20 protein-coding genes are annotated in these 24,589 nt (G+C 74.4%); 15 read left to right on the top strand and 5 right to left on the bottom strand.

From position 1 onward, the window contains the following. Positions 1–157: 157 nt before the first annotated feature. From PV410_RS00500 to PV410_RS00475, 6 genes are all read left to right on the top strand, one after another. Positions 158–2,650 (top strand): SpoIIE family protein phosphatase, encoded by a 2,493-nt coding sequence (locus tag PV410_RS00500; protein ID WP_500321568.1) that lies wholly within the window; start codon positions 158–160, stop codon positions 2,648–2,650. A gap of 134 nt (positions 2,651–2,784) precedes the next feature. Then, the gene (locus tag PV410_RS00495; protein WP_500321567.1) at positions 2,785–3,507 is read left to right on the top strand and encodes a class I SAM-dependent methyltransferase; all 723 of its coding nucleotides are present in this window, start codon (positions 2,785–2,787) and stop codon (positions 3,505–3,507) included. 86 nt (positions 3,508–3,593) lie between these two features. Beyond that, positions 3,594–4,430 (top strand): M55 family metallopeptidase, encoded by an 837-nt coding sequence (locus PV410_RS00490; protein ID WP_500321566.1) that lies wholly within the window; start codon positions 3,594–3,596, stop codon positions 4,428–4,430. Beyond that, positions 4,423–5,763, top strand: coding sequence for a M20/M25/M40 family metallo-hydrolase (locus PV410_RS00485; protein WP_500321565.1), 1,341 nt, complete (start codon positions 4,423–4,425; stop codon positions 5,761–5,763). Before PV410_RS00490 ends, PV410_RS00485 begins: the two co-directional genes overlap by 8 nt. Further along, entirely contained in the window at positions 5,760–7,757 is a 1,998-nt protein-coding gene (locus tag PV410_RS00480; protein WP_500321564.1) for a S9 family peptidase, read from the top strand. Before PV410_RS00485 ends, PV410_RS00480 begins: the two co-directional genes overlap by 4 nt. Further along, on the top strand, positions 7,754–8,692 hold the full coding sequence (locus tag PV410_RS00475; RefSeq protein WP_500321563.1) for a S66 peptidase family protein: 939 nt from the start codon (positions 7,754–7,756) through the stop codon (positions 8,690–8,692). Before PV410_RS00480 ends, PV410_RS00475 begins: the two co-directional genes overlap by 4 nt. Before the next feature lie 17 nt (positions 8,693–8,709). On the opposite strand, the gene PV410_RS00470 is transcribed toward PV410_RS00475, so the two are convergent. After that, entirely contained in the window at positions 8,710–9,411 is a 702-nt protein-coding gene (locus PV410_RS00470; protein ID WP_500321562.1) for a DUF4232 domain-containing protein, read from the bottom strand. 257 nt (positions 9,412–9,668) lie between these two features. Here PV410_RS00470 and PV410_RS00465 point away from each other — a divergent pair, with 257 nt between their 5' ends. Continuing rightward, the gene (locus PV410_RS00465; protein WP_500321561.1) at positions 9,669–10,856 is read left to right on the top strand and encodes a L,D-transpeptidase; all 1,188 of its coding nucleotides are present in this window, start codon (positions 9,669–9,671) and stop codon (positions 10,854–10,856) included. Positions 10,857–10,872: 16 nt separating this feature from the next. On the opposite strand, the gene PV410_RS00460 is transcribed toward PV410_RS00465, so the two are convergent. Next, a complete protein-coding gene (locus PV410_RS00460) occupies positions 10,873–12,009 on the bottom strand; it encodes a serpin family protein (protein WP_500321560.1) in 1,137 nt (378 codons plus the stop codon). Between the two features lie 588 nt (positions 12,010–12,597). On the opposite strand from PV410_RS00460, the gene PV410_RS00455 reads away from it, so the two are divergent. From PV410_RS00455 to PV410_RS00435, 5 genes are read left to right on the top strand one after another with little or no spacing between them, the layout of a single operon-like run. Then, positions 12,598–13,578: an ABC transporter substrate-binding protein gene (locus PV410_RS00455; RefSeq protein ID WP_500321559.1), complete on the top strand. Its 981-nt coding sequence runs from the start codon at positions 12,598–12,600 to the stop codon at positions 13,576–13,578. Beyond that, positions 13,575–14,348, top strand: a complete 774-nt coding sequence (locus PV410_RS00450) for an ABC transporter permease (protein WP_500321558.1) — start codon at positions 13,575–13,577, stop codon at positions 14,346–14,348. Before PV410_RS00455 ends, PV410_RS00450 begins: the two co-directional genes overlap by 4 nt. Next, entirely contained in the window at positions 14,345–15,118 is a 774-nt protein-coding gene (locus PV410_RS00445) for an ABC transporter permease (protein WP_500321557.1), read from the top strand. The genes PV410_RS00450 and PV410_RS00445 overlap by 4 nt, the downstream gene beginning before the upstream one ends. Continuing rightward, positions 15,111–15,911: an ABC transporter ATP-binding protein gene (locus PV410_RS00440; RefSeq protein WP_500321556.1), complete on the top strand. Its 801-nt coding sequence runs from the start codon at positions 15,111–15,113 to the stop codon at positions 15,909–15,911. The genes PV410_RS00445 and PV410_RS00440 overlap by 8 nt, the downstream gene beginning before the upstream one ends. Continuing rightward, on the top strand, positions 15,908–16,411 hold the full coding sequence (locus tag PV410_RS00435; RefSeq protein WP_500321555.1) for a methyltransferase family protein: 504 nt from the start codon (positions 15,908–15,910) through the stop codon (positions 16,409–16,411). Before PV410_RS00440 ends, PV410_RS00435 begins: the two co-directional genes overlap by 4 nt. Here the strand turns inward: PV410_RS00435 and PV410_RS00430 are convergent. Together PV410_RS00430 and fes are read right to left on the bottom strand one after the other, a co-directional pair. Then, positions 16,384–16,902: a GNAT family N-acetyltransferase gene (locus tag PV410_RS00430; RefSeq protein ID WP_500321554.1), complete on the bottom strand. Its 519-nt coding sequence runs from the start codon at positions 16,900–16,902 to the stop codon at positions 16,384–16,386. The genes PV410_RS00435 and PV410_RS00430 overlap by 28 nt on opposite strands. A gap of 933 nt (positions 16,903–17,835) precedes the next feature. Then, positions 17,836–19,188: an enterochelin esterase gene (fes, locus tag PV410_RS00425; RefSeq protein WP_500321553.1), complete on the bottom strand. Its 1,353-nt coding sequence runs from the start codon at positions 19,186–19,188 to the stop codon at positions 17,836–17,838. A 172-nt stretch (positions 19,189–19,360) separates the two neighbouring features. Here fes and PV410_RS00420 point away from each other — a divergent pair, with 172 nt between their 5' ends. From PV410_RS00420 to PV410_RS00410, 3 genes are all read left to right on the top strand, one after another. Continuing rightward, complete coding sequence (locus PV410_RS00420; protein WP_500321552.1) at positions 19,361–21,286, top strand: DUF5107 domain-containing protein; 1,926 nt, start codon at positions 19,361–19,363, stop codon at positions 21,284–21,286. 73 nt (positions 21,287–21,359) lie between these two features. Next, a complete protein-coding gene (locus PV410_RS00415; RefSeq protein ID WP_500321551.1) occupies positions 21,360–22,430 on the top strand; it encodes an RNA ligase (ATP) in 1,071 nt (356 codons plus the stop codon). An 88-nt stretch (positions 22,431–22,518) separates the two neighbouring features. After that, positions 22,519–22,932, top strand: coding sequence for an SseB family protein (locus PV410_RS00410; protein ID WP_499514843.1), 414 nt, complete (start codon positions 22,519–22,521; stop codon positions 22,930–22,932). Between the two features lie 77 nt (positions 22,933–23,009). Here PV410_RS00410 and PV410_RS00405 read toward each other — a convergent pair whose 3' ends face one another. Next, positions 23,010–24,479, bottom strand: coding sequence for a bifunctional phosphatase PAP2/diacylglycerol kinase family protein (locus PV410_RS00405; protein WP_500321985.1), 1,470 nt, complete (start codon positions 24,477–24,479; stop codon positions 23,010–23,012). Positions 24,480–24,589 lie beyond the last annotated feature (110 nt).

Here is a 24,589-nt window from a genome sequence, read left to right as displayed (position 1 = left end):
CCCCCCGCGGGCGCACACCGGATTCGTCCAATGCCCTCCGCGGCACCCGGTGTCGGTCGTACCGTGGTTGCGGAGCCGCAGATCTTGCGCCGGGGGCCGACCACCTCCGCGCCTCTGTCGGGATCCGGGCGCCGCAGGGGAAGGAGCCGCTCGCGTCATGCAACGTCGCACTCCGCCGGGGGAGGGGAGCCGCGCCGCGCTGCCGGAGCAGCGGACCGGACTCTCCGGACGCGTCCCGCTCGCCGTGGTCGTGGTCGACGGCGACGGGCTCGTCTCGCACTGGAGCACGGGCGCCCGCAAGCTCTTCGGGCCCACCCGGGAGGAGGCCGTCGGCCGCCCTGCCGTCGACCTGCTGCCGGTCTCCGGCGCGCTCGGCGAGGAGCCCGGCCCGGACGGACCCGAGGTGCCGCCCGGGGCCGACCTCGACGCCACGCTCAGCGGCGTGACCTCCTACCCGACCGCCGGCCTCGCGCGGCTCAACCAGGGACCCGACCCCGACCCCCTCGGCCTCCCCGGCGACGTCCTGTGGTGGGCCTACCCGCTGGTCGGCCCGGGTCCCGAGCGCCTGCTCGTGCTGGCCGCCGACGCCGCCCTGGTGCACGGCGAGGACGACTCCCCTCCCCGGGAGTCCGAGCGGGTCGCGCCCGGCTTCGCCCTGCACACCGAGTTCCCCGGCGCGGACGGGCTCGCCAAGCGGCTCCCCGAGATCCTGCCCAGCATGAGCGTCGACGAGAGCGGGCGCATCGTCTCCCAGGTGCTGGAACTCGGCTACCCCGTCCTGGAGATCAGCCGGCACGACCGGGTGCCCGTCACCCCCGACTGGGGCGTGCCCCGACGGGACGAGCTCAGGGCCCGCAGGCGGCGTGCCGTCCGTGAGTCCGCGACCGAACCGCGCGCCATCGGGTCCGAGGAGCTCGAACCCGACCTGGAGTACGCCGCCGTCCGCGAGCGCCTGGAGTTCCTCAACGAGGTCAGCGGGCGCATCGGCAGCTCCCTGGACCTGACCCGCACGATCCGGGAGGTCAGCGCCGCCGTCGTACCGCGCTTCACCGACGTCGCGGGCACCTACCTGCGCGAACAGGTGCTGGCGGGCGAGGGCTTCCCCGACGGCCCGCCCGACGTCACCACCATGTGGTACCGGGTCGCCCTGGAGCACACCGACGAGCCCGGCCGCTGGGACGACGTCGTACCGGTCGGCGAGTCCATGCCTTTCCCCGAGCACACACCGTTCTTCCAGTGCATGACGAGCGGTCAGCCGGTGCTGGTGCCCAGGATCACCGAACCCATGGGCGAGGCGATCGCCTCGCAGTTCGAGAAGCGCGACATCCGGCCGCTGATCACCGGGCGGTCGATGCTGGTCGTGCCGCTGAAGGCGCGCAACGTCGTCCTCGGTTTCATGATCCTGTTGCGGCACGGCGAGCGCCCGCCGTTCAACGACATGGACCGCGTGACGGGCGCCGAACTGGCCGCCCGCGCCGGGCTCGTCCTGGACAACGCCCGCATGTACACGTACCAGGAGAACGTCGCCGACACGCTGCAGGACAGCATGCTGCCGCAGATCACCCCGCGCATGCCGGGGTGCGACGTGGCGACCCGCTACCTGCCCGGCACCCGGCTGGGCCGGGTCGGCGGCGACTGGTTCGACACCATCAAGCTGCCCGGCTCCCGGCTCGCCCTCGTCGTGGGCGACGTCATGGGGCACGGGCTCAACGCCGCCGCGATGATGGGCCAGTTGCGCACCGCAGTGCAGACCATGGCCGCGCTGGACATGCCGCCGGCGCAACTGCTGCGCAACCTCGACGACCTGGCGCAGCGCCTCGGCGAGCACTACCTCGCGACCTGCCTGTACGCCGTGTACGACCCGATCCGGTCCGAGCTGCTCATCGCCAACGCGGGCCACATCCCGCCCGTGCTGGTGAGCGCCGAGGACGGCCGCAGCGTGCTGCTCGACGTCCCGACGGGTGCCCCGATCGGCATCGGAGGGGTGCCCTTCGAGACGGTCAAGGTCGCCGTCGGCCCCCGCGACCGGCTCGTGCTGTGCACGGACGGGCTGGTAGAGGTACGGGGCCAGGACATCGGGGCCGGGCTCGCCGCGCTCTGCGAGAGCGCCGCGCATCCCGCGGCCTCGATGGACGACGCCTGCGACACGATCATCCGCGCCCTCAACCCGCCGGGTGCCCGCAAGGACGACGTCGCCCTGCTGATGGCCCGGCTCAACGGCATCGCCCGAGAGGACGTCGTCACCTGGCAGCTCGCCCTCGACCCCCGCGAAGTGGGCAGGGCCAGGATCCTGACCCGGGGCGCCCTGGAGGGCTGGGGGCTGGAGGAGGCGGCGGAGGCGGCCGAGCTGATGGTCGGCGAGGTGGTCACCAACGCCGTCCGGCACGCGCACTCCCGGCACGTCGAGCTGCGCCTGGTGCGTACGGACGCGCTGCTGTGCGAGGTCTCGGACGACGACCACGCCGTACCCGTCCTGCTCGGCGCCGGGCCCGAGGACGAGTCGGGGCGGGGACTGCGGATCGTGAGCCGGCTGGCGCGGGAATGGGGCGCGAGCCGTACGGCGCAGGGCAAGACGGTCTGGTTCGAGCAGGCGCTGCCGTGGCGGCGGACCGGCGGACGCGGCGGGGCCCCGGCCGGGCCTCGAACGTAGCGAACGCGAGGTCACGACTTCGCCCGGACGCTTGCCCTCACCGACGGCCGCCGGTAGCACGGACGCTGACGGGGCTTCGGCCGCGCGGCCGCACGGTCCGCGGCGACGGACACGTGGACCTGGGGAGAGATCGCATGGACGTCACCGGCACGAACCTGCAGGCGTGGGAGGGCTTCTGGCGCGACGCCCCCGGAGAGCCGGGGGCGGTGTTCTGGGACGCGGAGGCGGAGGTCACCGCGGCGGCCCACCTCCCCTTCTTCGAGGCGCACTTCGACCCGTCGCTGCCGGTCGTCGACCTCGGCTGCGGCAACGGCACCCAGACCCGCTTCCTGGCCAAGCACTACGGACGGGCCGTCGGGGTGGACCTCGCGGCGGCCGCGATCGGCCACGCGCGGCACCAGGACCCGGGCGGTGTCGCCGAGTACCGGCAGCTCGACGCGGCCGACCCCGAGGCGGTCCGGCGGCTGAGCGAGGAGCTGGGCGAGGCGAACGTGTACATGCGCGGAGTGCTCCACCAGTGCCTGCCCGAGGAGCGCGCACCGCTGGTCGAGGGCATCGCCGTGCTGACCGGCGGGCGCGGCCGGGCGTTCGCGGACGAACTCGCGGCGTCGGCGAAGGACGTGCTGGCCAGGTTCGCGCAGGGGCCGGGCGGGCCGCCCGCCAAGCTCGCGGCCGTCTTCTCGCACGGGATCGCGCCGGCCGCGTTGCCCGACGAGACCGTCCCGGAGCTCTTCCGCGCGGCGGGGATGGAGGTGCTCGCACGCGGTGAGGTCGCGCTCGTGACGACGGAGCGGCGGGCGGACGGCACGCGGCTCGAGGTACCGACGAACTGGCTGGTGGCAGGGGGTGCCGGCTGACCGCCACCGGTCTGGGCCACTGAAGTTTTCCACAGGCGGGGCGGGGGCCTGGTGTGCCGCGGTGACTTTGCGTAACGTTCCATGCCATGAAGATCCTGATCAGCGCGGACATGGAGGGCGCCACCGGGGTGACCTGGCCCGGTGACGTCCTGCCCGGCACGGAGGGCTGGCAGCGGTTCCGGCATCTGTTCACCTCGGACGTGAACGCCGCGATCGCCGGCTTCTTCGACGGCGGCGCCGACGAGGTCCTGGTCAACGAGGCCCACTGGTCCATGCGGAACCTGCTGCTGGAGCAGCTGGACGAGCGGGCCCGGATGGTCACCGGGCGGCACAAGGACCTGTCCATGGTCGAGGGCGTGCAGCACGGCGACGTGGACGGCATCGCCTTCGTCGGCTTCCACACGGGTGCGGGGACGGAAGGGGTGCTCGCCCACACCTACCTCCCCAACTCGATCACCGGCGTGTGGGTCAACGGCGGTCCACCGGCGAGCGAGGGCCGGTTGAACGCGCTGGTGGCCGCCGAGTACGGGGTGCCCGTCGTGCTGGTCACGGGGGACGACCGGACCGGCCTCGACGCCCGCGACTACGCGCCGGCGGCGCGGACGGTCGCCGTCAAGGACTACGTGTCGCGGTACGCGGCCGTGTGCCGGCCGCCGGCCCGTACGGCGGCGGACATCCGCTCCGCCGCGAAGGACGCGACCTCGCTCGCCGTGCGCCACGAGCCGGCGCGGGGCGGGCCGTTCACGATCGAGGTCGAGTTCGACGCGGCGCACCTGGCGGGGGCCGCCGCGATCGTGCCCGGTGTGGAGCGCACGGGCGAGCGCCGCGTCACGTACACGTCACCGACCATGTACGAGGGGATCCGCGGCTACAAGGCCGTGACCACCCTCGTCTCGGCAGCTGTGGAGGAGCAGTATGGCTGACACCCTGGCACTGGACGAGGCGGTCCGCTTCACCTCGGAGCTGATCCGGATCGACACCACCAACCACGGCGGCGGTGACGGCAACGAGCGTCCCGCGGCGGAGCACGCCGCGCGGCTGCTCGACGAGGCCGGGATCGAGGCCCGCATCCTGGAGTCCGCACCGGGCCGGGCCAACGTCGTGGCGCGGATCGAGGGTGCCCCACGCGCCGGGAACGGGCAGGGCGCGCTGCTGGTCCACGGCCACCTGGACGTCGTGCCCGCCCGGTCGGAGGACTGGAGCGTGCACCCCTTCTCCGGCGAGGTACGGGACGGAGTGGTCTGGGGCCGCGGCGCGGTCGACATGAAGGGCACGGTGGCGATGGTGCTCGCCACCGTCCGCTCCTGGGCCCGCCGGGGCCTGCGCCCCGAGCGGGACATCGTGCTCGCGCTGACGGCCGACGAGGAGGACAGCGCCACCTACGGGGCGACCTACCTCGTCGAGCAGCACGCCGAACTGTTCCGCGACTGCACCGAGGGCATCAGCGAGTCCGGCGGCTTCACCTTCCACGCCGGACCCGGGCTGCGGCTGTACCCCGTGGCGGCCGGGGAACGCGGCACCGCGTGGCTGAAGCTCACGGCGCACGGCAGGGCGGGGCACGGCTCCAAGGTCAACCCGACCAATGCGGTGACCCGGCTCGCCGCCGCCGTCTCCCGCATCGGCGAGCACCGCTGGCCGGTGCGGATCGTCCCCACGGTGCGGGCGGCGCTGACCGAACTGGCCGCGCTGCACGAGGTCGAGCCCGACTTCGACGACGTGGACACCCTGCTCACCAAGCTGGGCACCGCCGCCGCCCTGGTGGAACCGGTGATCCGCAACAGCGCCAACCCGACCGTGCTCGAAGCCGGCTACAAGGTCAACGTCATCCCGGGCAGCGCCGTCGCCTACGTCGACGGCCGGGTCCTGCCCGGCGGCGACGAGGAGTTCACGACCACCATGGACGAGCTCACCGGCCCGGACGTCGAGTGGGAGTTCCACCACCGCGAGATCCCGCTGGAGGCCCCCCTGGACGCGCCGGTCTACGCCGCGATGCGGGAGGCGCTGATCCACTTCGACCCGGATGCCCACGTCGTGCCCTACGTGATGGGCGGCGGCACTGACGCGAAGCAGTTCTCGCGGCTCGGCATCACGGGGTACGGCTTCTCCCCGCTGAAGCTCCCCGAGGGCTACGACTACGCGGGGATGTACCACGGCGTCGACGAGCGGGTCCCGGTGGAGGGGCTGCACTTCGGCGTCCGCGTACTCGACCGGTTCATGCTGGGCCGGCAGGACACGACCGACGGAGCTGCCCGATGACGCGTGCCCCGATCATCGCCCCCTACGGTGCCTGGGAGTCGCCGGTCGACGCCCGCACCGCCGCCTCACACGACGGGCGCCCCGAGTTCCCCGGGTTCGTCGGTGACGAGGTGTGGTGGACCGAACCACGGCCGGCGGAGGGCGGCCGCCGCGCCCTCGTCCGCCGCCGCGCGGACGGCAGGGTCGACGGCCCGCTGCCCGCGCCGTGGAACGTCCGCACCCGCGTCATCGAGTACGGCGGCCGGGCCTGGACGGGTACGGCACGGCCCGGGGGAGGACCGCTGATCGTCTTCTCCCACTTTCCGGACCAGCGGCTCTACGCGTACGAGCCCGACGCGCCGGGCGCCGTGCCGCGGCCGCTGACCCCACTCTCCCCCGTCGGTGACGGGCTGCGCTGGGCCGATCCGCAGATCCATCCGGACCGCGGTGAGGTGTGGTGCGTACTGGAGGAGTTCACCGGGGCGGGCCCGAGCGACGTACGACGGGTCCTCGCCGCCGTTCCGCTCGACGGCTCGGCCGCCGAGGACCGCTCCGCCGTGCGTGAACTCTCCGACGACGCACACCACTTCGTGACCTCGCCCCGGCTCTCCCCGGACGGCCGGCAGGCCGTGTGGACCGCCTGGGACCACCCCCGGATGCCGTGGGACGGCACGGAGCTCAAGTACGCCGCCGTCGGCGCGGACGGCACCTTCGGCGCCGCCCGGACGATCCTCGGCGGCCCCACCGAGTCGGTGGCCCAGGCGGAGTGGACACCGGACGGGACCCTGATCGCCGCCACCGACCGCGACGGCTGGTGGAACCTGCACCGTGTCGACCCGGCCACCGGTGACGCGGTCAACCTGCGGCCGGCGCAGGAGGAGTTCGCCGGGCCCGGCTGGCAGATGGGCGCCCGCTGGTTCGCCCCGCTCGCCGCGGGGACGCTGGCGGTGCTGCACGGCAAGGGGGCACAGCGACTGGGGATACTCGACCCGGCGACCGGCGAGCTGGTCGACGCGCCGGGGCCGTGGACCGAGTGGACCGCCGCGCTGTCCACCGAGGGCACCCGGGTGGTCGCCGTGGCAGCGTCGGCCCGCAGCTCGTTCGAGGTCCTCGAACTCGACACCTGCACCGGCCGTACCCGCGTCATCGGTGCCGCCCACCACGACACGGTGCCAACGGAGTTCCTGCCCGAGCCCGTGGAACGCACCTTCACCGGGCCCGGCGGACGGGAGATCCACGCCCAGCTCTACCCGCCGGCGAACCCCTACTTCGCCGCGCCCGAGGGAGAGCTGCCGCCCTACGTCGTCTGGGTGCACGGCGGCCCCACCAGCCGGGCCCCGCTCGTGCTCGACCTGGAGATCGCCTACTTCACCTCACGGGGGATCGGTGTCGTCGAGGTCAACCACGGCGGCTCCACCGGCTACGGGCGCGCCTACCGCGAGCGGCTGCGCGAGCAGTGGGGCGTCGTCGACGTCGAGGACTGCGCCGCCGTCGCGAGGGCGCTGGCGGAGGAGGGCACCGCGGACGGGCAGCGGCTCGCGATCCGCGGCGGCAGCGCCGGCGGCTGGACGAGCGCGGCCTCCCTCACCGGCACCGACGTCTACGCCTGCGGCGTGATCAAGTACCCCCTCCTCGACCTCACCGGCTGGGCCGAGGGCGGTGAGACCCATGACTTCGAGTCCCGCTACCTCGACTCGCTCATCGGCCCCTACGCCGACGTCCCCGAGCGCTACCGCGACCGTTCGCCGGTCACCCGGGCCGACCGTCTCACCGTGCCGTTCCTGCTGCTGCAGGGGCTGGAGGACGTGATCTGCCGGCCCGTGCAGTGCGAGCGGTTCCTGGAGCGGATCACGGGACGCGGTGTCCCCCACGCCTACCTCACCTTCGAGGGCGAGGGGCACGGCTTCCGCCGCGAGGACACGATGATCACCTGCCTCGAGTCCGAACTCGCCCTCTACGGCCAGGTCTTCGGCTTCACCCCGCCCTCAGTACCCCCTCTGGAGCTCACCAAGTGACACCGCTCGTCCCGCTCACCCGCCCCCGTCGCCTGGTCCCCGGGGACCGGGTCTGCGTCGTCGCCCCCAGCGGACCCGTCCCCCGGGAGCGGCTCGACGCGGGGCTCGACATCCTCCGCGGCTGGGACCTCGACCCGGTGGTGGCGCCGCACGTCCTGGACCGGCACCCCACGTTCGACTACCTGGCCGGACAGGACGCGGCGCGCGCCCGCGACTTCCAGGAGGCGTGGTGCGAGCCGTCGGTGGCCGCCGTGCTCTGCGCGCGCGGCGGCTACGGCGCCCAGCGCATGACCGACCTCCTGGACTGGGAGGCGCTGCGGGCGGCCGGGCCCAAGACCCTCCTCGGCTTCAGCGACATCACCGCGCTGCACGAGGCCTTCGCGGTCCGGCTGGGCCTGGCCACCCTGCACGGCACGATGACCGCGGCGGAGGGCTTCCTCAAGGACGAGCCCACGCGCGCACAGCTGAAGGACACCCTCTTCGCGCCCGAGCGGACGCGGGTGCTCGGCGCACCGACCGCCCGCCCCCTTGTCCCCGGCACGGCACGCGGTGTCACCGTCGGCGGCTGCCTGGCCCTGCTCGCCTCCGGCCTCGGCACGCCGGACGGGCGGCCCGGGGTGCCCGGCGGCATCCTCCTGCTGGAGGACATCGGCGAGGAGCCCTACCGGATCGACCGGATGCTGACCCAGTTGCTGCGTGCCGGCTGGCTGGACGGCGTGGCGGGCATCGCCCTCGGCTCCTGGCGGGACTGCGGCCCCTACGAGGAGGTGCGGGCGGTGCTGCTGGACCGGCTGGGCGGACTCGGCGTCCCGGTCGTCGAGGAACTGGGCTTCGGCCACTGCGAGACCAGCCTGACCGTGCCGCTCGGCGTCCCCGCGGTGCTGGACGCCGACGCGGGCACCCTCACGGTGGAGGCGCCCGCACCGGCCGGCTGACCTGGGGGCCTACGCCCTCAGGACGGCTGGTCCACCGACAGCGCGGTGACGGCGACGACACCGTCGCACTCGGCGAACACCCCGTCGTCCAGGGCGACCTGGTGCCTGCCCGCCCCGCCGGGCAGGCCCAGCACCATCGTCGGGTACTGCACCGGCGCCTCCCCCGAGACGCAGGAGCCGTCGCCCTCGCCCTGGACCTGGTGGAACGTCAGCTTCACCCACGCGCGGCCGCCCGGCGCCAGCCTGACGGGCGCGGCCGCACCGGTGTGCCGCACCGTCAGCGGCACGTTCATCTCCGGGGAGCCGTTGGCCGCCCCGGCCACCGTCGGGAAGCCCTCGACGACGCAGGGCGCGCCGGAGGTGTTGGTGAAGCCGACCACCGCCGCCCCGGTGCCCGTGCCCTGGGGACGTACGGCGGCCTGGTGCGCCGCGGTCGCCTCCAGGTCCTCCGCGCCGCAGCGGTCCGCGGGGCCCGCCGTGGAACCTGACGAGGAGGCGGAGGATCCGGTGCCCCCGGGCTCCGGGGACGTGCTGGAGACCGGGAGGGTGCCACCCGCGGTCCGTGACGGCGCGGCGGCCGACGCAGCGGTCGGCGGAGCGGTCGGCGAGGGCGCGCCGCCCGCGACGTCGTCATCTCCCCGGCACCCCGTCAGCAGCACCGCCGCCGTTGCCGCCAGGGCCACCGCGATCGTGGCCCGCCTCGTGTTCCTGCCCTCCATGACGTCCCCCTGGTCGTTCCGCTGTTCCGCTGTTCGGCTGTTCGGCTGTCCCGTTGTGCCACCCCGGCCCACGACCGGCGTTCGCCGCGGAACACGAGGCCGTGCCGCGCCCGGGTTCCGTGCGTACACGCCTGGTACGGAACGGTGACGCGACGGAGCCGTCCGGGCCGCGGAGTTCCGGTCGCCGGAATGCGGTGGACCGCCCCGAGTCCGGGCAGGAGCAGAGGTACGACTCGACAGGGGAGGAGAGCCGTCACATGACCAACGACCGGACCCGGAACCGGAGGACGACCCTGCGCGTACGAGCCGGGACGCTCGCCCTGGCCGTCGCCGCGTCGCTGTCGGCGTGCAGCGGCTCCGGCAGTGGGCCCCACGCCGCGGAGCCACGGCCGGCGATCGCCGTCGCCCCCGCCTCCGGCGGGCGTGCCGTGCCCGTCGACCGCAAGGTCACCGTGCGGGCCACCGCCGCGCGGATCGACTCCGTACGCGTCACCGCCGCCGGCCCAGGGGCGTTGCGCGGCACGCTCGCGTCCTCCAAGGAGAGCTGGACCTCGGCAGGCTGGCTGGCCCCCGGTGTGACGTACGACGTGCTCGTCCGTGCAACCACCTCCGACGGCAAGCGGCTGACGGAGCACACCACCTTCACCACCGCCGAGCCCGAGCGCACCTTCGTGGGGGAGTACCACCCGGACAAGGGCACCACGGTCGGCGTCGCCATGCCCGTGTCGATCGTGTTCAACAAGCCCATACGCGACCGCGCGGCCGTCGAGCGCAAGCTCGGCGTCACCGCGAGCCCGGCCGTGGACGGGGCCTGGAGCTGGATGAAGGACTGGAGCGGCCGCGACCGCGTCGACTACCGCCCGCGCACCTACTGGAAGCCCGGCACCGAGGTCACGCTCCGCATGGACCTCGACGGCGTCGACGCGGGCGGCGGCCTCTACGGCACGCAGAACCGGGTCGTCCGCTTCCGGATAGGGCATTCGGTCGTGACCACGGTCGACACCGCCCGCAAGACCCTCACCCTGCGACGCGACGGAGCGGTCCTGCGCACCCTCCCCGTCTCCACCGGCAAGTCCGGTTTCGAGACGTGGAACGGCACCATGGTCGTCCTGGAGAAGACGCCCAGCATCACCATGAACTCCCGCACCGTGCGCATCTTCGGTCCCGAGGCGTACAACCTGAAGGACGTGAAGTGGGACGTCCGGCTCACCACGTCGGGCACCTTCGCGCACGCCGCGCCCTGGAACGAGGGCAAGTTCGGCCGCGTCAACGGCAGTCACGGTTGCATAGGGCTGAGCACGGCCGACGCCAAGTGGTTCTACGAGCACGTGTCACCGGGCGACCCGGTGACCGTTGTCCACTCCACCGACACCGTCCAGGTCAACAACGGCTACGGCGCCTGGAACGCGAGCTGGGCGGACTGGCGGGCGGGGAGCGCCCTGTGACCGCCGCCCGCTGAGGTCAGGGCGTCACCCACCCCGCCACGAGGACCGCCGGGAAGAGCCGGTGGACGGCGAGGAAGCCGAACGGGCGCAGGAACCCGACGCGTACGCGCCTGGCCTGCTGGGCCCGCCCGGGAGCGCTGCCGGCGATCAGGGAGACGGCCGTGACCGCGGCGGCGCGGAAGCCCTTCGCGCTGAAGGTCGCCGTGGCCGCCTGCTTCGCCGCGCCGACGGCAAGGGGCTGCGCGCTGATGCCGGGGAAGTGCCCCGCGCCGCTGTCCCGGGCCGTGGCGAGCCCGAACAGCGCGGCGCGGTCGAGGAGGTCGTGCTCGGCGCCGACGGTGAACGGCACCGTGGTCAGGTCGAGCGCCGGCGCCGGTTCGAAGCTCGTGACGTCCTCGACCACGACCCCCGGCCCGGGACGCCCGTACGGCAGCAGGTTGCCGGGCAGCACCGGGTACGTCCCGCCGAGGGCGGCCACGCCGGCGGCGATCACCTCGCCGGGGGCGACGTGGTCGGGGCCGAGCAGGAGGTGGACCTCGATCCCGTTGGTGCCGTTCACCTTGGCCATGGTCAGCGGGCCGAAGGGGGTGGTCGCGACCCCGGCCATGTCCAGGTGCGGCGAGCTGCGGAAGAGCGTCCCCGTGTGGTGGTCCTGGAAGGGCTCGGCCCAGTCGGTGCGCAGGGCCAGGGCGTTCGCGAGCAGCAGGAGGGTGTGCCGGTCGACGGCGACCGGCATCCTGGGGACCATGCCGTGGGTGCGCTCCGCCGCCCAGGTGTCCAGGGTCTTGCGGTCTGTCTCGGTGTCGCCGCTGAAGTGCCCGTGGGCGCCGGCCGGGAGCAGCGAGAGCCAGCCGGGCGCGAGCGGCAGGGAGGCGCGGGTCCACAGGCCCACGGCGGTGTCGACGCCGTCCATCGCGTCCAGCCGCGCGAGCAGCCGTCCCGAGGCGGCGGCCGCCGTCGTGGCGTCCGTGCCGACGGCCTGTTCCAGTTCGGTGCGGGCGGGGCCCGCGGCACCCGCGGCGAGAAGGGCCAGCAGCGGCCACACTCCCGCTGCGGAGAGGACCGTCGCCCCGGCCGGGCCGGCGCCCAGGGTCTCCCGGGCCCATCGCGCGGTCAGTGCGTTGACCGCGCCCACCAGCATCCGGTCGTCCATGTCCCCCACCCCGTCGGCCTCGTCCGCGTCAGGCGATCATCCCAGCGAACGGGTGGGGCGGCCAAGTGACCGGCGGGACCCCGCGCGACACGATTCGGCGGGCACAAGTGAGCCCGCGCTCACCGCGCGGGCTCGTCGGCTACAGTTCCACGACCTACGAGGTGGGACTCCCTTCGCCGGCATGGTCCGGATCAGGTGCTAGGGGTCGCTCTCCGGTCTCAAAACCTCTTCCCAGACCTTCGAGCCTCTCAGCCCGGCCGTTGTACCCGGTTGCGGTGGAAGCCGCTGCTTCCGCTCCGGCTCCGGTGCTACCGGACTCCCTCGCTCGCCCCGTAGGCCACTTCCACTGTACTCAGGGCTAAAGCGGACCACCAGGGGCAAATGCCTCCAATTCATTATTTTCACCATGTAATTCCGCCCCTCGTGCCCCCTGTGCCCCTGCTCTCCCGTCCGCGACACGACTGTCATCGAGGAGCCGTTGTGCGATCCGTTGACGCGGCCGCGCGGCGCCCCTACCGTCACTTGGCGCACCACCCAATGAACGACAGTTCACTGTGCGAACGGAACTGATCAGATCAGGGAGTGCCCATGCGTCGCACCTTTCCCCTGCTCCTGTCGGCGGCAGCGCTCCTCGCCGCCGGACTCACCGCTTGCGGCGACTCCGGCGACTCCGCCGGCAAGGGCGGTCCCTCCGGCTCCGGCGGAGGCACACGGAGCGTCACGGTCGGCGCCATCGCCATCGTCGACACCGCACCGGTGTACCTCGCCCAGAGCCAGGGCTTCTTCAAGAAGCACGGCATCGACGCGAAGATCACCTCGGTGCAGGGCGGCGCCGCCAGCATCACCGGCGTGATGGGCGGCCAGTTCGCCTTCGGCTTCGCCAACACCACCTCCCTGCTCACGGCACAGCAGCAGGGCCTGCCGCTCAAGGTCGTCGCCAACGGCGTCGCCTCCACCGGTGAGCGGGACACCGACTACAGCGCCGTCCTCGTCCCGGCCGGCAGCCCGGTGAAGTCCGCGAAGGACCTCGCGGGCAGGACCGTCGCGGTCAACCAGCTGAAGAACATCGGCGACACGACCGTGCGCGCCGCCGTGCGCAAGGACGGCGGCGACGCCTCCAAGGTGGAGTTCGTCGAGATGCCCTTCCCCGACATGCCGGCCGCCCTGTCCAAGGGCCGGGTCGACGCGGTCTGGGAGGTCGAGCCCTTCGTCACCCAGGCCACGGGCCAGGGGGCCCGCGCCGTCGCGTGGCCCTACGCCGATGCCGCGCCGGACCTCACCGTGGCCATGTACTTCACCACCCAGCAGACCGTCCAGAAGGACCCGGAGCTGGTGAAGGACTTCACCGCCGCCATGAACGAGGCCCTCGCCTACGCCGACGCCCACCCCGACGCGGTGCGCGAGACCCTGAAGTCCTACACCTCGATCCCCGCCGAGGCCATCGCCAAGATCAAGCTCCCCAAGTGGCCGACCGAGATCAACCGGGAGTCCGTCCAGACCGTCGCCGACGACGCCCGCCAGGACGGCACGCTCACCAAGGACGCCGACCTCCCGGCCCTCCTGCCATGAGGGGACGCGACGCCGCGTACGGAGCGGCCGGCCTCGCGGTGCTGTTCGGCACCGCCGAGGCCGTCCCGCGGCTCGGCTGGGTCTCGCGGGACTTCCTGCCCCCGGCGAGCGAGATCCTGCGCACCCTCGGCCACGAATTGACCACCCGTCAGCTCTGGTCGGCGCTCGGCGACACCATGAGCGCCTGGGCCCTGGGCCTGGCCATCGCCTTCGTCCTCGCCGTCGCGCTCGGCACCCTCATCGACGCCGTTCCCGGCGCCCGTGCCGCCACCGCCTCCACCGTCGAGTTCCTCCGCCCCATCCCCTCCGTGGCGCTCATCCCGCTCGCCACCCTCCTCTTCGGCGCCGACCTCGGCTCCAGTCTCCTGCTGGTCGTCTACGCCGCCTTCTGGCAGGTGCTCATCCAAGTGCTGTACGGCGTCGCCGACGTCGACCCGGTCGCCCGCGAGACCGCCCGCTCCTACCGCCTCGGGCACTGGACGACGCTGCGCCGCCTCGTCTGGCCCACCGCGCTCCCTTACGTCATGACCGGACTCCGGCTCGCCGCCTCCGTCGCCTTCATCCTCGCCGTCACCGCCGAACTGGTCATCGGCAGCCCCGGACTCGGACTGCGCATCCAGCTCGCCCAGTCCGGCGGCGCCGTCGCCACCGTGTACGCCCTGATCACCCTCGCCGGGATCATCGGTGTCGTCGTCAACCTCGCCGTACGCCGCCTGGAGCGGTGGCTGCTGGCCTGGCACCCCTCCGTGCGCGGGGAGGCCGCCGCATGAGCCGCCTCGCGCGCCTCCTGCTCGCGGCCCTGCGGGTGCTGGGACTGCCCGTCCTCCTCGTCCTCGGCTGGTGGGCTTGGAGCGTGTGGCAGCCCAGCTTCTACGTCCCCCCGCCGCAGCGCATCGCCGCCGTCTTCGGCGACGTGTGGCTCACCGCGCGCCTGACCGACGACGTCCTGCCCAGCCTCGCCAGGCTCCTCGCCGGGTACGCGCTCGCCGCGCTGCTCGGCGTCGCCCTCGGCACCGCCGTCGGCCTCTCGGCCCGGCTGCGCGCCGCCACCGAACCCGCGCTGGAGTTCTTCCGGGCGATCCCGCCACCCGTGCTCGTGCCGCTGATCATGCTCGTCGCCGGGCTCGACACCACCATGAAGGTCCTCGTCATCGTCTCCGGCGCGATCTGGCCCGTCCTGCTCAACACCATCGAGGGCGTCCGCGCCGTGGACGAGGTGCTCGCCGACACCGCCCGCGTCTACGGCCTGCGCGGCCCCGCCCGGCTGCGGCGCCTCGTCCTGCCCGCCGCGAGCCCGCAGATCATGGCGGGACTGCGGCAGGCGCTGTCGCTGGCCATCATCCTCATGGTCATCGCGGAGATGTTCGCCAGCACCTCGGGCATCGGCCACTCGGTCGTGCTGTTCCAGCGGCAGTTCCAGATCCCCGAGATGTGGAGCGGCATCGTGCTGCTCGGCCTGGTCGGCTTCCTGCTCTCGCTCGCCTTCCGCGCCCTCGAGCGCCGGGTCCTGCACTGGCACCAACGGGAGACACATGCTTGAGATCACCGGACTGCGCAAGGTGTACGAGGGCCGCGGCCGCGTCGTCGAGGCGCTGCGCGGCATCGACCTCACCGTCGACCGCGGCGAACTCGTCTGCGTCGTGGGCCCGTCCGGCTGCGGCAAGACCACCCTGCTCAAATGCGTCGCCGGACTCCTGACGCCCACCGCGGGCCAGGTCCGGCTCGCCGGGCGCGTCGTCGACGGACCGCCGCCCGGCATGGCGGTGGTCTTCCAGGAGTACGGCCGCAGCCTCTTCCCCTGGCTGACGGTCAGCCAGAACGTCGAACTCCCGCTCCGCGAGAAGCGCGTGCCCCGCCCGCGCCGCACCGCCCTCGTCCAGCAGGCGCTTGCCGCCGTCGGCCTGGCGGACGCGGGCGCCGCCCACCCCTGGCAGTTGTCCGGAGGCATGCAGCAACGCGTCGCCATCGCCCGCGCCGTCGCCTACGAGCCCCAGGTCCTGCTCATGGACGAGCCCTTCGCCGCCGTGGACGCCCAGACCCGCGCCGACCTCGAGGACCTCCTCCTCGGGCTCTGGCACCGTCTCGGCATCACCACGATGCTCGTCACCCACGACATCGACGAGGCCGTCTACCTCGCCCGCCGTGTCGTCGTCCTCTCCGCCGCGCCCACCGTCGTCCAGGAGGACCTGCCCGTCGACCTCCCCCACGACCGCGACCAGATCATCACCCGCTCCGACCCTCGCTTCGCCGAACTGCGCGCCCACGTCTACGGGCACATCCGCGCCGCCAAGACGGGTCCGGGACGGCCGCCCGCGGGCACCATGAAGACATGAGACGGTCCACGGCCGCGCTCGGCAGCGCGGTATTCCTCCTCGCGGCGCCCGGCGTCGTGGCGGGACTCGTGCCCTGGTGGCTCACCCGGTACGCCTCCGGCGACGGCCCCTGGCCGGTACGGGTGGCCGGCGGTCTGCTCGCCCTCGCCGGGGCGGCAGTGCTCCTGCACGGCTTCGCCCGCTTCGTACGCGAGGGGCGCGGCACGCCCGCGCCCGTCGCCCCCACCGAACGCCTCGTCACCGGCGGCGCGTACGCCCGGGTCCGTAACCCCATGTATCTGGCCGTCGTGGCGCTCGTCGCCGGGCAGGGACTGCTGCTCCTGCGGCCGGTCCTGTTCCTCTACGCCGCCGCGGTGTGGCTGACGGTCGCCGCGTTCGTCCGCTGGTACGAGGAGCCGACGCTGCGCGCGGCCCACGGCGAGGCGTACGAGGCGTACCGCCGGGCCGTGCCCGCGTGGCTGCCGCGGTTCCCTCAGACCCGGTCGAAGGGCTCCGCGTAGCGGAACGCCCCGCTGACCGAAGGGGTGTAAGCGGACAGCGGGCGCACCTGGAAGTACGGCCCCCAGGCCGGTTCGGGCGGCGTGATCCGGTAGTCCGTGCTCGCCCGGAAGCCGTACCGGCCGTAGTAGTCCGGGCTGCCCAGCAGCGCCACGAGCGGTTCCCCGAGGCCGTCCGCCGCGCCCAGCACGGTGTGCACCAGCGCCAGGCCGACGCCCTTGCGCTGGTACTCCGGCGCGACGCTCAACGGGCCCAGACCGAGCACGGGCGTGCCGCCGGCGTGCGCCCGCGTGCAGACGACATGGCCGACGACGCTCTCGCCGTCGGCGTCCACGGCGACCAGTGACAGCTCCGGCAGCCAGGCGTCGCACTTCCGCAACTCGGCCAGCAGCGTGACCTCGACGGGGACGGGATGCTCGGCGGAGGCGAACGCCTCCGCGGTGAGTGCCTGTACGGCCGGGACGTCCTCGGGGGTCTCACGTCGAATCAGCACCCGGGCAGTCTGGACGCCCCGCCCCTGCCCGGCAAGCGCATTTCGAGCGCGGCCATTGCGTTGGCCGCCCTTCCGGGGGGGTGTCCACGGCGGTTCGCGGCGGCCCACCGCGGGGACTGCCGCGCATACCGCGTGGTCACGGGGGCGTCCCGCGGTGGTCGTCATCGACCGCGCCGCGCGATGCGCCCGCCCGGTCGGCGGGTTGACGACGCGTGTGCGCGCCGTCGCCCGCCGGTTCGGGCGTGGATGCCCCGGCCGCGGCGCGGACGGCCTTGTCCACCGTGCCGCGGTGGCGAAGGGGTTCGGGTCGTCGACGGCTCCGGTGACGCCGCGAGCGGACAGGGCGTCGTCGTGCCGGTTCGGCAGTGCGCAGGCATCCGCCGCGCTCTCCGGTGGCGCCTGCGCCACGCCGGGTGGGCGGCCAGGCTCATGCCGTGGTCGTTGCGGGCCCCCGCGCCCGCGCGGCCGTCACGTGCGCCGGGCGGCGCGCAGCCGCGGCCGACGGCCGGGGCCAGGGGTGCCGTCCCGGGCCGGTACGCGTCCCGTAGTGGCCGTGCCGCGCCGGGTCGTCACCGCTCGCGGCACGGGCGTGCCGCGCCGCCGCGTGAGGCCGGCTCCGTGCCGGCCTGGGCGGATACGCGGGTGCGGGGGAGGGGCCGCGCGGCAATGAGGCCCGGTCGTGGGGCACTTCCCGGGCCCGTGCCGCGCCGGGCCGGTACGCGTCCCGTAGTGGCCGTGCCGCGCCGGGTCGTCACCGCCCCCGGCACGGGTGTGCCGCGCCGCCGTGTGAGGCCGGCTCCGTGTCGGCCTGGGCGGATACGCGGGTGCGGGGGACGGGCCGCGCGGCAAAGAGGCCTGGCCATGGGGCACTTCCCGGGCCCGTGCCGCGCCGGGTCGTCACCGCCCCCGGCGCGAGCGTGCCGCGCCACCGCGTCAGACCGGCTCCGTGTCGGCCGGGGCCGATACGCGGGGGCCGGGGAGGGTGCCCGGGAAGGGGCCGCGCAGCAAGGAGGCGAGGCCGTGGGCGAGTTCCTCGCGCCAGCACAGGTAGTCGTGGCCGCCGTTGTACTCGTGGTGCGCCACCTCGTAGCCCTGGGCCAGCAGGGTGTCCCGCAGCCGCCGGACCACGGCCGTCAGGCCCCATTCCTGCAGGCCCGCCGACAGGTGGAACCGCACCGGTCTTCGCGCCAGCGACGCCACGCGCCCGGTCAGCCACTCCTCGGGCAGGGCTCCCGCGCGCCGCCCGGCCGGCCACCAGAAGGCGCCGGACTGGGCGAGCACGTTCCCGAACCGCTCGGGCCGGCGCAACGCGGCGTACGCGGCGGCCAGTCCGCCGAGGCCCTGGCCGGCGACGACCGTGCGTGCCGGGTCGCCGCTGACCGGCCACCGACGCGCGGCCCAGGGCAGCAGTTCACGGGTCAGGAAGGCCACGAAGCGGTCGTCGCAGGTGAGTTCGCGGCGCCGGGTGTCGCTGTCCAGCGCGTCCGGCATCAGCGCGACGAGCGGGGGCAGGGCGCCGGCCGCCACGAGCCCGTCGAGCAGCGCCGAGACGTCGAGGTGCTGCTGCCACACGTCCCCGTCGAGCAGCACCACCACCGGCAGCCCGGCGAGGTCCTCGTAGCCGGACGGGGCGTAGGCCCACACACGGCGCCAGTTGCGCAGGTGCGCGCTGCGCATGGTGTGGACGGACACCTCGCCCACCGGCGTCCCGGGCCGGTTCCGCCCCGCGCCGAGCGGCGCCGGTGCCGCGGGGAGGGCGACCACCGACAGCGGCTCGGTGCCCCAGCGGGTGGGGAAATCCGCCCGGTTGAGCGGGTCGCGCCGCGGGTTCCGCCGCAGTCCGCGCAGGTACGCCTGGCCCTTGGGCCCCGACGGGGCCACGCCCGCGCCGTCGCCCTCGTCCACGCAGAGCGCGTACGTGGCGCGCCAGTCGGCCCGCATCCTTATCGTCCAGTGCCACACGTCCGTGCCCGGCACGCGCGACATCAGGTTGCCGGCCAGGTCGTCAGGGTCGAGCACCTGGTTGGGAAGGGCCAGTACGGCGCGCGTTGCGGCCGTGCCGCGCCACAGGAAGGTGACCGCGGCGTGCCCGGGGTCGCCGTCCAGGCGCTCCACCAGTGGTGTCCCCTCGGCCTCCACGGCCCGCCAGAACTCGGCCTCGCGCTCGGGGCGGGCGGCGAGCGCCGCCAGCCGCGGACTGTGCGCGCGTTCGACCGGGGCGGGACGCGGAACGCGGGGCGCGCGCGAGGGCGTGCCGTTCGGCGGGCTCCACAGCGTGGACAGCATGATCGGCAAACCCTCCCGGACCTGTCCGACGGCAAAAGAAGGCCAAAATGACGTTCACCATATATTGAAGTCCGCACGCGGCCCGTTCCGTGAGGTCCAAACCCCTGACGGCGCAGGCCGAAAGGGGGTTCCATGTCCTCACCCGACCACCGGTGACAGAGAGAGGGACCTCTTGGCCACCACCGTGCGACGCACCACCCTCACCCTCCCGGCCAGCCCGCTCGGCCCGGAGAACCCCTTGCCCGCGCTCCGCGCGTCCGGGGACCCGCACGTCCTCGACCCCGCCGAGAGCGCCGCGCTCCCGCCCGGCATGGCCCGGCGCATCGCCTACGGGCAACTGCGCACCCTGCTCCCCGTACCGCGTCTCGACGGCTACACCCGCGAACGCGTGCCCACCGCGCTGGACGCGGTCGTCCTGGAGAACGACCGGCTGCGCGCCACCGTCCTGCCCGGCCTCGGCGGCCGCCTGTACGCGCTGCACCACAAGCCCACGGGCCGTGAACTGCTGCACGCCGACCCCGTCCTGCAGTACGCCGACTTCGGCCTCGCCGGCGCCTGGTTCTCCGGCGGCATCGAATGGAACCCCGGCGCCACCGGGCACACCACGCTCAGCTGCGCCCCGCTCCACGCCGCCCGCGTCCCCGCCCCCGACGGCGGCGAGATGCTCCGCCTCTGGGAGTGGGAGCGGCTGCGCGACCTGCCGTTCCAGATCGACCTGTGGCTCCCCGAGGGCTCCGACTTCCTCTACGCGGGGGTACGCGTCCGCAATCCTCACCACCGGACCGTTCCCCTCTACTGGTGGTCCAACACCGCCGTACCCCAGACACCTGGCACCCGCGTCGTCGCACCCGCCACCCACGCCTGGCACTTCGGCGCCTCCCGCACCCTCCAGCGGGTGCCCGCCCCCGAGGCGCCCACCGCCTCCGAGCACCCCGCGGACTGGTTCTACGACCTGCCCGACGGCACCCGCCCCTGGATCGCCGCCCTCGACGCCGACGGCCGCGGCCTCGTGCAGACCTCCACCGACGCCCTCGGCGGCCGCAAGCTCTTCGTCTGGGGCCGGGGTCCCGGCGGACGCCGCTGGCAACGCTGGCTCGCCGGGGACGAGGGCGACGCCCCGGGCTACCTGGAGATCCAGGCCGGACTCGCCCCCACCCAGCTGGAACACCTCCCCCTGGCCCCGGGTGCCGCCGTGAGCTGGCTGGAGGCCTACGGCCCGCTGGAGACCGCTCCCGGCGCCGGTTCCCGCGCCGTGGCGGAACGGCTGGAGGCGGTCCTGCCGCGCGAACACCTGCGCGCCGCCCACGAGGCGTGGCTGCCCGCCGCGGACACCGAGCCCAAGGACGTCCTCGCCACCGGCTCCGGCTGGGGTGCGCTGGAGGTCACCCGCGGCCGCTTCGACCTGCCCGGCACGCCCTTCGCCGCCGACACCATGGGCGAGCGGCAGAAACCCTGGCTGGAACTCCTGCTCGCCGGGGTCTTCCCGCGGCTCGGCGAGGACTCCGTCCCCGGCCCCGCGCTCGTCTCCCCGGAGTGGCGGGAACTGCTGGAGACCGCGGCCACCTACGAGGGCAACGGCTGGGCCCTGGACTACCACTTGGGCCTCGCCCAGTGGCACGCAGGTGACCGCGCCCAGGCCGTGCTCAGCTGGGAACGGGCCGCCGCGGGGTCGGGTTCGTGCCTGCCGCTGCACTGCCTGGCCGTCGCCGACCAGACCGACGGCAATCCGGAGCGCGCCGCCCAGCGCCACCTCGACGCCTTCCGGGCCGTCCCCGGGGGCGACGCCTGGGCCACCGCCGCGGGCGCCCTGGCCCGCGAGGCCGTACCGGCCCTTCTGGCCGCCCGCCGCCCCGGCGACGCCGCCGCCGTGCTGGAAGCCCTGCCCGGCGCCCTCCGCGCCCGCGGGCGCTTCCGGCTGCTGCACGCCCAAGTCCTGCTCGCCGCGGGCGACGTCGCGGCCGCTCGGGCCGTCTTCGACGAGGGCTTCACCGTCGACGACCTCAGGGAGGGGGAGGAGTCGCTGCACACCACATGGCAGGCCCTCACCGACGAACCGCTGCCCCGGGCGTACGACTTCCGGATGGCACCGGCACCCTGAAAAACCGTTCGCCCGCGACGCGCGGCACCCCGCACAGTGGTCCGATCCACGCACCACCACGAGGGGGAACCCGATGTCGACGCTGCGCGTCACGGCCGAACGGCTCACCGTCCACGACCACCCGAACGCGGACGCCCTGGAACTCGCCCAGGTCGGCCTCTACCGGGCGGTCGTGGCCAAGGGCGCCTACCGGACCGGTGACTTCGCGCTGTACATCCCCGAGCAGTCCGTGCTGCCTTCCGCGCTCATCGACGAGCTCGGCCTGACCGGACGGCTCGCCGGCCCCGCGGCCGACCGCGTCAAGGCGGTGCGGCTGCGCGGCGAGCTGTCCCAGGGCATCGTCTGCCGCCCGGCCGCGCTCGAGGGCACGGACCTGGCGCGGGCCGCCGGCGACGCCACCGACTTCGCGGAGCTGCTCGGCATCACCAAGTGGGTGCCGCCTGTCCCGGTGTCGATGAGCGGCGACGTGGAGTCCGCGCCGGACCTGCTGCCGTGGATCGACATCGAGAACGTCAAGCGCCACCCCGAGGTGTTCGGCGAGGGCGAGCCGGTCGCGATCACCGAGAAGCTCCACGGAACGGCCTGCTGCCTGACCTACCTCGCCGACTCGGGACGTGTGCTGGTCACCTCCAAAGGGCTGGGCGCCCAGCGCCTCGCCCTGAAGGAGGCCGACGGCAACCTCTACTGGCGCGCCGTCCGCGGACACGGCCTGCCCGACGTCGCCGCGGCCCTCGCCGGCCGGCTCGGCGCCACCCGCGTGGCGATCTTCGGCGAGGTCTACGGCGCCGGTGTCCAGGACCTCGGCTACGGCGCCGACGCGGGCCGCGGCACGCCCGGCTACGCGGCCTTCGACGTCGCCGCCGAGATCGACGGGGCGGTCCGCTGGCTCGACCCCGCCGAGGTCCTCCCGGCCGGGAGCGTGCCGCTGGTGCCCACGCTCCACCAGGGCCCGTACGACCTCGACGTCGTCCTGGAGCTCGCGCGGGGCGCCGAGACCGTCTCCGGCCGCGCCCTGCACCTGCGCGAGGGCGTCGTGGTCCGGGCGGCCCCCGACCGGCACAGCCCCGAGCTCGGCGGACGCGCCGTCCTCAAGGCGGTCAGCGACGCCTACCTCACCCGCAAGGGCGGCACCGAGTACGAGTGACACCCGCGGAGCACGCATGACCGTTCCCCCGCTGGGTACGCGCAGCCCCCGAGCCACCCCGTACGCAAGCAACGGAAAGGGAACGGCCATGACCGATTTCACCACTCCGAACGGTGCGCAGCCCCCGGCACAGCGTGCCCTGCACGAGATCGCCACCGGCGGTGACAACGCGGCCGCGCTCAGCACCCTGGCCGCCAGCGACATCCTGCTGCCGGTGCCGGGGGCGCCGGAGGAGTCCGCGGGGGACGGGGCGGAGCAGGAGACGATCAGCCTGCCGGTCTTCGAGCAGGAGGACGGGACGAAGCTGGTCCCGGTCTTCACCTCGGAGGTGCGCCTGGCACACGCCCTGCCGAACGCGCGGGGGTACCGCATCCTGCCCCTCGCGGCGCTGAGCAGCGGCTGGCCGTCCGACGAGCTCACGCTCGCGATAGACGCGGGATCGCCGGACACCCTCACCATCAAGGGCGAGGGCGTCCGTGCGCTGGCAGGCCTGTCGGGCTGACCGACGGCGTCCGCCCACCCGCGCGTGCCACGCGGGCCGCGCCCCCGGGGAGCGCGGCCCGCGTCGTGCTGCCCGGGTCAGAGCGGCCGGTAGACGGTCAGGGCCTCGTTGGCCTTGTCGATGATCAGGTCGCGCGGTGCGGGCGCCACCTCGCCGTCGAAGGCCAGGCGGACGCCGGGGTCCACGCCGCCGATCCGCAGCCGCCGCAGCAGGGCCGTGGTGGAGCCGGTGAGGGCGGCCGCGAGCAGACGGGTGCGGGCGTAGGGGCTGCCGGGGACGATGCGGACGTCGAGCTGCCCGTCGGACAGGGCACGGCGGCGCAGCGGCGCCGGGCCGATGCTGCGGTAGGCGCCGTTGCCGGCGAAGAGCATCCACACCGAGTGCCGACGTCCGTTGATCTCCAGGTCGATCGGGGCGGAGGTGCGCAGCACGTGCAGCGCGGCCAGCACCCCCGCGGGCCAGCTGCCCACGCGCCGCGACCAGCGTTCGCGGTAGCGGACCAGGTCGGGGTAGACGCCGATGCTGAAGGTGTTGAGGAAGACCGTGGACCGCGCGGACCCGTCCTCCTCGCCCGCGGCGTCGCCGGTCGGGGAGACCCGCGCGACGTCGACGGCGATCGCGGTGCCCTCCCGGGCCGCCCGTGCGGCGTCCTCGATGCTCTCGATCGACAGGTCGAGCGCGAAGTGGTTGTACGTGCCGCCGGGGGAGACGAGCAACGGCACACCGTGCCGCAGCGCGACCGACGCGGCGAGGCTGACGCTGCCGTCCCCGCCGTGGATGCCGAGCGCGCCGCCGGCCTCCGCGGCCTGCTGGGCGGCCTTCTCCAGCATCTCGGCGAGGTCGTCGTCCTCGGAGCACTCCTCGACCACGGCCTCGGGCAGCGCGCCGCGCAGCCGCTCGGCCGGCGGGCCGAGCAGCGGCGGAGGGCCGGAGACCTCGTTGACCACCGCGTACAGCCCGCGGCCGTCGGGCAGGGCCGGGGCGTCGGCCCGGGGGGTGGGGGGCACCGCCAGCTGCCGCCCGGTGGGGACCAGGCCGCGCACGGCCAGGGCCGCGCCCGCGCCGAGGGCCATCCCGGCGGCGACGTCGCTGGGGTAGTGCACACCGGTGTAGATCCGGGAGAACGCCACAGACCAGGCGACCGGCAGCACCACGGCGCCCCAGCGGGGCGATTCCAGGGCGACGCCGGCGGCGAACGCGGCGGCCGACGCGGCGTGGCCGGACGGGAAGGACGTGGTGCCGGGCTGTCGCGACAGCCGGCGCATCACCGGCACGGCGTCGAGGACCGGGCGGTTGCGGCGCACCGCGCCCTTGCCGACGGTGTTGACCACCGCCGACGCCACCGCCAGCGACGCGGCGCCGCGCAGGGCGGCGCGCCGGCCGGTGCGGCCGCCGACGGCCGCGATGCCGGCCGCGACCCCGAACCACAGCAGCCCGTGGTTGGCCGCCTTGCTGAGCCGCGGCAGCACCGGCTCGGCGGCGGGCCACGAACGGGTCGCCACGTTCAGGAACAGCTCCTTGTCCCATGCGCTCAGGATCCGGCGCACAACGGCTACCTCCACGATCGATCGATTCCCGGACGGTGCGGTCGGTGCGGGCGCGCGGCGCGCGGGACCGGTGGACCGGCCCCGCGGCCCGCGTCGCGGTCGTGCGGCCC

Origin of the sequence: Streptomyces sp. PA03-5A (assembly GCF_033792725.1) — a bacterium.
GTDB lineage: Bacteria > Actinomycetota > Actinomycetes > Streptomycetales > Streptomycetaceae > Actinacidiphila.
The sequence above is the reverse complement of the archived record's forward strand: the minus strand, read 5'-3'. Positions and strand labels throughout refer to the sequence as shown.